This window comes from Hymenobacter sp. (genome assembly GCF_035709525.1).
GTDB lineage: Bacteria > Bacteroidota > Bacteroidia > Cytophagales > Hymenobacteraceae > Hymenobacter.
Genome location: NZ_DASTEP010000100.1, coordinates 1 through 7,768, shown reverse-complemented (window position 1 = coordinate 7,768; position 7,768 = coordinate 1). Strand labels below are relative to the sequence as shown.

The following is a 7,768-nucleotide window of genomic DNA, read 5'->3' as shown; positions in this document are numbered from 1 at the left end:
TGCTTCGACTGCGCTGCGCTCCGCTCAGCATGACGGAAAAATACCTGCTTAGTTATTTACTTTCAGCAATTCCACGTCGAAAATCAGCGTCGAGTCGGGGCCGATGTCGCGGCCCGCGCCGCGCTTGCCGTAGGCCAGGTCCGAGGGGATGTACAAGCGCCACTTCGAGCCTTCGGGCATCAGTTGCAGGGCTTCGGTCCAGCCGGCGATAACCTGGTTGACGCCGAACGTGGCCGGCTGGCCGCGCTGGTAGCTGCTGTCGAACACGTTACCGTTGATGAGGGTGCCGTGGTAGTGCGTGGTCACCGACGAGCGGGGACCAGCTTTTTTGCCGGTGCCCTCGGTCAGCACCTCGTACTGGAGGCCGCTGGGCAGGGTGGTTACGCCGGGCTTGTTGGCGTTTTCGGCCAGGAAGGCTTCGCCTTCCGCTTTGTTGTTGCTCATGGAGTTGGGGTCTTGGGTGTCGTCGTCATCTTCTTCCAGGCCGCCGAGCTGCTCTTGCAGCTGCTGCATGGCGGCCTGCATTTGCTCCTGGGTGAGGCGGCTGGGCTGGCCCGAAAGGCCTTCTTTGAGAGCGGCGGCCAGGGTGTCGATGTCCAGCTCGAGGCCTTGCTGGGCGAAGTTGCGGGCCAGGTCGCGGCCGATGATGTAGCTGACCTGCTGTTGGTTGGTGTCGAGCGTCACGAAGGAAGTCGAATGTAGCCGCCCGCCACGAAGGGCCGGGCCGGCTGATGAAGGAAAAAAAGTAAGCGGGCAAATGTCGGCACCGCCGCCCGATGCCTACGCAAAAAGCCCCGCCAAGGGCGAGGCTTTACTAACGGAAGGTAGGCTTAATAGGCAGATTTACAGATAATGATGGTCTTCTTCGCCGCGCAGCGAAAAAGTCAGATTCAGGCCCGCGAGCTGGGCCGTGAGGAAGCCGAGCGAGCCCAGGCCGCCCAGCAGCAGCAACGACGAAAAGGCAGTGGTCTTTTTCATAAGGTTCTAACTGAGGGTGTAATCAGGCGCAAATATACGGCAGCCACGATAAAAAGTAGTAGGCGTGCCGAGTATTTATGTAGCGTAAGCTTTAGCTTGCGAGGCGTCAGGGCACGCCGCTAGACGCCCCGCAAGCTAAAGCTTACGCTACGCCAGCCGCAAACTCCGCCGCGTTATCTTGCATCTGTGTCAGGTGGCGGCGGGCGTGCTGCGCCAGAAAATAAACGTACTCATACACATTCAGCCTGCCCAAGCCGTTGACCGTCATGGTCGTAGTATAAAGCAAGCCCTCGCCGTGCATCAGCTGGTCGAGGCAGGCCAGCGTTTGGGCCAACTGCGCACGCAGCTGCTGCCGCACGGCAGGCAGCGGCTGTGGGTGCTCGCGCGGCTCCATGTGGCCGGGGCGCACCCAGTCGAAGGCGTGCAGCACGCCAATGGCTGCCAGCTTCTCGCGCGGAAACTGGTAGCGGGCCAACTCGGTGGCCAAATCCAGGTTCTGCGCGTTGGCCAAGGCTTTAGTCGCACCTTTCTCAATGAGAATGAGCAGGTAGTGATTGGTCAGGCCGATGTGGGTGAGCACTTCGTCGGTAGTCCAGCCGCCATCGGCGGGCGGGTAGGCGCGCAGGTCGGCGGGCTGGTCAAACCACGCATCGACCTCGGCAAACGTGTCGGTGACGAATCCGCGAAGCTCGGCCAAAAACGGCGGTATGTCCATCGCTAGCTCGAATGGTCGGCCACAATCACCCACTCGCCCTTGATGCGCCGGAAAATCAGCAGGAACTGCCCCTGCAAATCGCCGGCCTGCGGGCGGGCCAGGTGCCAGTGCCCCACCACCTGCGCCACGTCGGCCGACAGCGGCGTGATGCGCAGCTGGCTGAAGTCGAGCTGTCCCATTTTGGTGGCGTCGCCGTAGGTTTTGCGGTAGTTGTCGAGCGTGGGCTGCCAGCCGTAGGTCATGCCCTTGCTGCCGATGAACACCAGCGAATCGGAGCGCCAGTAGCCGGCCATGAAGCCGGGAATATCGCCCCGGTTCCAGGCGGCCGTTTGGGTGGCCAGCACCTGGGCAATGGCTTTGCGCGCCTCGGGTGGGCCAGCGGCAACCGGGTGGGCGAAGGTTAAGGCCAGGCTTGCGGTGAGAGGGAGTAGCTGTTTCAAAGTGAAGGGACTACATGATTAAGGAAGAACTGTCATGCTGAGCGTAGCGCAGCGGAGTCGAAGCATCTCTATCGCTTCGTTGCTAGCGTCAAAAGTTACTATGCTAAAGAGATGCTTCGACTCCGCTGCGCTGCGCTCAGCATGACAAGTGTATTCAATACGCCTTTATACAAGGATACTACTTCAGCAAGGTAGCCACGTAGGCCGTGCCGCCCAGCGCCCGCATGTGGCGCAGCACGCGCAGCTGCTTGGCCCGGGCCTGCGGCCCCGGCTGACTGGCCCGAAAGCGCAGCGGATTGGGTAGCACGCCGGCCAGCAGGGCGGCCTCGGGGGCGCTGACGTCGCGGGCGGGCTTGTGGAAGTAGCGCTGGCTGGCGGCTTCTACGCCGAAAGTGCAATCGCCCATTTCGGCCACGCTCAGGTACATCTCCATGATGCGGCGCTTGCTCCAGAGCGCTTCGATGAGCATGGTGAAGTAAGCCTCGGCGGCCTTGCGCACGTAGGAGCGGCCCTGCCAGAGAAATACGTTTTTGGCTACCTGCTGCGAGATGGTGGAGCCGCCGCGCACGGGCTTGCCCTCGCCGCGGTTCCAGTTGTACTTGGCGGCCTGCCACATGCCATCCATGTCGAAGCCGTGGTGAATCAGGAAGCGCTGGTCTTCGGCAGCCACCATCGCCAGCGGGATGCTGGGCGATACCTCATCAAGGGTGCAAAAGCGGTAATTGGCGTGGCGCGAATCGGCTTGGATGCCGTAGTAGCCGTGGCCCACCGGCGCGTGGGCGCGGCGGTCGAGCATCAGCCAGGTGGCGGGCGGTGGCACCCAGCGGTAGAGCAGCACCCACACCACCGACAGCAGAAACAAGGCCGCCGCCGTTTGCAAGCTCACGCGCAGCACCGTGCGCCAGGATGGGAGTAGAGTTTGAACGGATTGAGCCACGGGGAAAAAAGGAGAAGGTACAAAGTTCGCGCTACGGCGCTACTGCTCGCGGCTGGCCGCCTCCACGCCGGCCAGCCCTTCGGGCGTAATCAGCCCCAACCCGGCCGCGTGCCGGGCGGCGGTGAGAAAATCGGGCACTACCAGCATTTCTACTTTAAACTCGTTCTGCAAGGCCAGCGCCACGGGCGCGACTACCTCCAGCCGCGCGGGCAAACCCACATCGCGGATGTAGATGACCTTGACCTGGCCCGGCCGCTGGCGCACTACCTCGGCGTAGATGTCGGCGTCGTGCTGCCCGCTGTCGCCGAGCAGGATAAATGGCAGGTGCGGGTAGGTATCCAGTAGCTGTTTGATTTCTTTGAGCTTGTGGCCGTGATGCAGCGAGTCATTGCCGCTGCTTACATCGCCCGGCCCGCGCTTGGGGCCGCTCAGCAGCGAGTCGCGCAGTAGCATGGGCCCCAGCGGAATGCCGCGCAATCGCAGGAAGTCTTCGAGCACGTCGTAGAGGTTCCAGGGCGAGGAGCTGACGTAGAAAAACGGGTTGTCGGGCTGCCCGCTCAGCCCGAGCTGCAAGGCCTGGTAAAACGCCGCCACGCCCGAGAGCGGCTCGTGCGAGTGCGCGTTGCGAAACAGCACCGTGCGCAGCATCCGCAAAATGTGGGTGGCGCGGGTCACAATCACCGTATCGTCGAGGTCGGAAATCACCCCGAATTCGGCCGTGGGCGGCGGAATCAGTACCTGCGCCGTGCCCTTAATGGTGCCATCCAGGCCCCGGAAGCGCTTGGGCAGCCGGCTCACCTGCACCGGCACCGGGTACCAGAGGTAGTCGGTGGGCGCGGGCAGCTGGGGCGGGTCGAGGGCCAGGGTGTAGTAGCCGGCCTTGTCGGTGGTGGCGTAGGCGTCGAGGCCGCCGGGCAGCTCTACTACTATCTGGGCCTTAGGTATTTCGCGGCTGTTGAAGCGCCGGTACATGGCCTGGAAATTGCGCCACGGCGAGTCGGCCTCGGTCTGGGGCGTGAGGCCGCGGTCGGCGAGCAGGCGGCCCTTGAGGTAAAAGCGGTGCGGGGTGCCGTAGCTGCGGTACACGTCGAGGTGCAGGGGCCGCAGGCGCCCCAGCCGCGCCGCCGCGCGCGTGATGCGCGTGTCGGCCCATTCGAGCGCATCCGAAACCCATTGGCCTATATTCATCGGGCAAACCTACGGCCAGACGAGCATTCTGTGCGATATGTGGTAGCGCGAGCCTAACTTAAACGCCAACGACTATTTATATGAGTATATTCTAACCCCTGCTCTATGCATTACGAATTTACTACTCTTGCAGAACTGCTCTACTACACGCAAAAAACAGCTGGTAACGCAATTAAAGGCTTTTGTAGGTTTGGATTACTCACCGAAGCAACAGCGCAGGCAGTAAAAGCTATTCTGAATGAAGGCAGTCAGGTGTACGAGCTACTTGTTGAAAGTGACAGTATTCGGCACACCTTAGCGCAACACGGAATAGCAAAAGCCAAAGCCGAAATAGCCCGCAGACAGATTCCAATAATCGAGACCGACCTGCTGGACCTGGCCAACTGGCTGCATCAGCCAACTGCCGTGCGCGCCGGGCAGGCCAAGCCGGGTAAACAGCCGCGCATAGAAATGCAGCGGGAAACCGCGACTGGTACTACCGTCGCCATTGTGGAATGGCGCCCCGGCCGCCAGCAACTAGCTCTGGTTACGATGTATAAAAAAAAGCCAGCCGCCTAAGCGACTGACTTTCTTCTATCGAGTGGCGAGCGATGCACCGCGCCTGAAAGCGCGTCCTCCTCTTAAGCGTCCGAAACGTTCCACTCCTTTGGCAAATATACAGTTTTCAACCAGAAAAAGTTGCCCGCGCTACTGCGCGGCGCTGGCCTCACCGGCTACCTTCACCCGCCCGGCCTTCGGCGGCGCGCCGCCCAAAAACTCCCGGTACCACAGCCCCGAGTCCTTGATGGTGCGCTGCTGGGTCTCATAATCGACGTGGATGAGACCGAAGCGGGGCGCGTAGCCCTGCGCCCACTCGAAGTTGTCGGTGAGCGACCAAGCGAAGTAGCCGCCCACGTCCACGCCCTCCAGCTGCGCCCGGCGCACCTGCCCAATGGCGGCTTGCAGGTAGGCGCGGCGGGCGGCGTCGGGCACGCGGCCGGGCAGCAGCTCGTCGGGAAAGGCCGAGCCGCTTTCGGTGACAACCAACTGTGGCGCGCCGGGATAGGCGGCGTACTGCTTGAGCATGTGGTAGATGGACTCAGGGCAGACTTCCCAGCCCATGTCGGTGGTGGGTACGCCGCGCTGCTTGGCCGGCACCAGGGCCGCCCAGTGCGGCGGCAGCCACGGGGCCGCGCGCGCCACCTCGCGGGTGTAGTTCTGGATGCCCCAGAAGTCGAAATTGAACTTCAGCAGTTGGTCGTCGCCGCTTTTGTGGTAGCGCTGGAGCAGCCAGGCCACCAGCGGCAGCTCGGCCAGCGGGTAGCCCAGGCCAAGGGTCGGCTCCACAAAAAAGCGGTTGAGCAGGGCGTCGGTGCGGCGGGTGGCGGCCTCGTCGCGGGCGTTGCCCGGCGTGCGGGGCGTAAGCTGCGAGCACGAAAACGTGGTGCCGATGCGGGCCGACGCGGGCAGCAGCGCCCGCAGCGCCCGCCCGCCCTCGGCCTGGGCCAGCGCCGCGTGGTGGGCCGCCGCCAAAAACGCGCCCAGGCTGCGCCGCCCCGGCGCGTGCAGCCCCAGTAGGTGCCCGGCCCCCACAAATACCATGGGCTCATTCAGCACCATCCAGTGCTGCACGCGGTCGCCGAGGTGGCGGGCCATCACCTCGGCATACTCGCTGAGCCAGCCTACTACCTGGCGGTTGGTCCAGCCGCCGCGGGCTTGCAGGGCGCTGGGCAAATCCCAATGGTAGAGCGTGAGCCAGGGCTCGAGGCCGCGCGCCAGGCAGGCATCGACCAGCCGGTCATAGAAGCCCAGGCCGTGGCGGTTGATGGCCCCGGTGCCCTCGGGCAGCACCCGCGGCCACGATACCGAGAAGCGAAACGCGCTCATGCCCAGGCTGCGGGCCAGGTTGAGGTCGGTTTCGTAGCGGTGGTAGAAATCGGCGGCCACGCGCCCGTCTTCGTTGCGGCTAATGCGCCCGCTGCGGTCCGTAAAATCGTCCCAGATGCTGCGGCCCTTGCCGTGGGTTTTCCAGGCACCCTCGGTCTGGTAGGCGGCGGCCGACGCGCCCCAGCGGAAATCGGGGCCGAACGCGGCGCGGGTGAGGTCGGCAGGGGCGGAGGCGGGGAAGAAAGCCGGCGGCAGCGGGTCGGGGAGGGACGAATTCATAGCGGAAATGCAGGAAAAGCAATTGGAAAAAGATAGATTCAAAAAAAAGTCTTGTAAACGAGTGTCATGCTGAACGCAGTGAAGCATCTCTATCGCCTCGTTAGACAGCTTGAACGAAGCGGTAGAGAGGCTTCACTGTGTTCAGCATGACCCACCTTCATAGTCAGGTACATAGCTTACGCTGAACAACGTCGAGACGCAAGGATGCGTCTCTACACCGATATAAGCCCAGTCAGAACCTCCCGCTGTAAACTCGGCAACTGCTCATGCAGCAAGCGGTCCAGAATAGCGGCCGTTTGGTCGGGATAATCGACGGGCACCGGCTGGCCCTGGTGCAGCCACTGGTCGAGCACGGCGAGGTGCTTGGGCTTGAAGCCGCGGATGACGGGCACGCCCATTGCGGCCAGGGCGGCGGCGTTGCACTGCTGCTCATACTGCTGCTTCATGGGCACTACCAGCAGCTTTTTGCCCAGGTACAGCGCCTCGGCAGGCGTCTCGAAGCCCGCCCCGCAGAGCACGCCCGCCGCCCGGCGCAGGCTGTCCAGAAAGGCCGGGCCGCTCACGGGCCACACGCGCACGTTGCCGTGCTGCGCGGGCCGGGTGCTGTGCTTGCTGAACACCTCCCAGCGCGTAGTGCTGCTGACGTAGCGCAAGTGCTTCACCAACAGCTCTTCGGCAAAAGCGGGTAGGTACACCGTGTAGTGCCCCTCGTTGGTGGGCACCAGCGCGCGCACCTGCTGCCGGATAACGGGCGTGGCGATGCCCGGCGCATATTCCTGAAAATGAAAGCCGTACTGCGCCGTGCTGGGCGCGTAGTGCCGCAGCACGGCCCGCCCAGCCGGGTCGGGACGCTTGGGGCGCGGGGCGGCGGGGTGCAGCACGGCGCTCTGGTGGCTGAGGGCCACGCAGGGCACCCCGCGCCGCTGGCAGGCCCAGCTGCTCACAGGCTCGAAGTCGCTGATAACTAAATCATAGCTGGCCACTGGCAGCTGATGAATATCGCGCAGAAAGGTGGCCGAATTGAACTGCCAGAAGGTCTTGGCGAAGTTGATGCCACCCTTTTTGCCAAACAAAAAGCCCATGCCGGGCACCCGGTATTTCACGGCGAAGGGCAGCGGCAGCTCGGCGGCCGAGCCACTCACCAATATATCAAGCTGGTCGCAGCGGCGTTGCAGCAGCGGCACAATGTCCAGGGCCCGGCTCAGGTGCCCGTTGCCGGTGCCCTGGATAGCGTATAGTAAGCGCATTAAAAATCTGGTACTTAAACAAGCGCCACCGGCGCGGGGCACCTCACCCCCCGGCCCCCTCTCCAAAAAAGAGGGGGAGCCTGACGCCCAACAACGTCTGCCTGCGGTCGGCTCCCCC

General features: G+C 63.3%; 9 protein-coding genes. 1 reads left to right on the top strand and 8 read right to left on the bottom strand.

All coding sequences use genetic code 11. From position 1 onward, the window contains the following. Positions 1–48: 48 nt before the first annotated feature. From VFO93_RS08655 to VFO93_RS08630, 6 genes are all read right to left on the bottom strand, one after another. Positions 49–684, bottom strand: coding sequence for an FKBP-type peptidyl-prolyl cis-trans isomerase (locus VFO93_RS08655; RefSeq protein WP_325133963.1), 636 nt, complete (start codon positions 682–684; stop codon positions 49–51). Between the two features lie 159 nt (positions 685–843). After that, positions 844–978 carry a hypothetical protein gene (locus VFO93_RS08650; protein WP_325133962.1) on the bottom strand — a complete coding sequence of 45 codons (135 nt, stop codon included), beginning with the start codon at positions 976–978 and terminating at the stop codon, positions 844–846. A gap of 142 nt (positions 979–1,120) precedes the next feature. Then, positions 1,121–1,675 (bottom strand): DinB family protein, encoded by a 555-nt coding sequence (locus VFO93_RS08645; protein ID WP_325133961.1) that lies wholly within the window; start codon positions 1,673–1,675, stop codon positions 1,121–1,123. A gap of 20 nt (positions 1,676–1,695) precedes the next feature. After that, the gene (locus VFO93_RS08640; protein ID WP_325133960.1) at positions 1,696–2,133 is read right to left on the bottom strand and encodes a nuclear transport factor 2 family protein; all 438 of its coding nucleotides are present in this window, start codon (positions 2,131–2,133) and stop codon (positions 1,696–1,698) included. 178 nt (positions 2,134–2,311) lie between these two features. Further along, positions 2,312–3,070 carry a monofunctional biosynthetic peptidoglycan transglycosylase gene (mtgA, locus tag VFO93_RS08635; protein ID WP_325133959.1) on the bottom strand — a complete coding sequence of 253 codons (759 nt, stop codon included), beginning with the start codon at positions 3,068–3,070 and terminating at the stop codon, positions 2,312–2,314. 39 nt (positions 3,071–3,109) lie between these two features. Continuing rightward, positions 3,110–4,258, bottom strand: coding sequence for an App1 family protein (locus VFO93_RS08630; protein ID WP_325133958.1), 1,149 nt, complete (start codon positions 4,256–4,258; stop codon positions 3,110–3,112). Positions 4,259–4,363: 105 nt separating this feature from the next. Here VFO93_RS08630 and VFO93_RS08625 point away from each other — a divergent pair, with 105 nt between their 5' ends. Further along, positions 4,364–4,816 (top strand): hypothetical protein, encoded by a 453-nt coding sequence (locus tag VFO93_RS08625; RefSeq protein WP_325133957.1) that lies wholly within the window; start codon positions 4,364–4,366, stop codon positions 4,814–4,816. A 129-nt stretch (positions 4,817–4,945) separates the two neighbouring features. Here VFO93_RS08625 and VFO93_RS08620 read toward each other — a convergent pair whose 3' ends face one another. Both VFO93_RS08620 and VFO93_RS08615 read right to left on the bottom strand, forming a co-directional pair. Further along, positions 4,946–6,403 carry a GH1 family beta-glucosidase gene (locus VFO93_RS08620; protein WP_325133956.1) on the bottom strand — a complete coding sequence of 486 codons (1,458 nt, stop codon included), beginning with the start codon at positions 6,401–6,403 and terminating at the stop codon, positions 4,946–4,948. A gap of 212 nt (positions 6,404–6,615) precedes the next feature. Then, positions 6,616–7,650, bottom strand: a complete 1,035-nt coding sequence (locus VFO93_RS08615) for a glycosyltransferase family protein (RefSeq protein ID WP_325133955.1) — start codon at positions 7,648–7,650, stop codon at positions 6,616–6,618. Positions 7,651–7,768: the final 118 nt, after the last annotated feature.

What these genes read in the sequence shown, in the direction of transcription:
- VFO93_RS08650 (WP_325133962.1), bottom strand. Translation starts at nt 978, where the DNA reads ATGAAAAAGACCACTGCCTTTTCGTCGTTGCTGCTGCTGGGCGGCCTG.
- VFO93_RS08625 (WP_325133957.1), top strand. Translation starts at nt 4,364, where the DNA reads ATGCATTACGAATTTACTACTCTTGCAGAACTGCTCTACTACACGCAA.
- VFO93_RS08630 (WP_325133958.1), bottom strand. Translation starts at nt 4,258, where the DNA reads ATGAATATAGGCCAATGGGTTTCGGATGCGCTCGAATGGGCCGACACG.
- VFO93_RS08615 (WP_325133955.1), bottom strand. Translation starts at nt 7,650, where the DNA reads ATGCGCTTACTATACGCTATCCAGGGCACCGGCAACGGGCACCTGAGC.
- VFO93_RS08620 (WP_325133956.1), bottom strand. Translation starts at nt 6,403, where the DNA reads ATGAATTCGTCCCTCCCCGACCCGCTGCCGCCGGCTTTCTTCCCCGCC.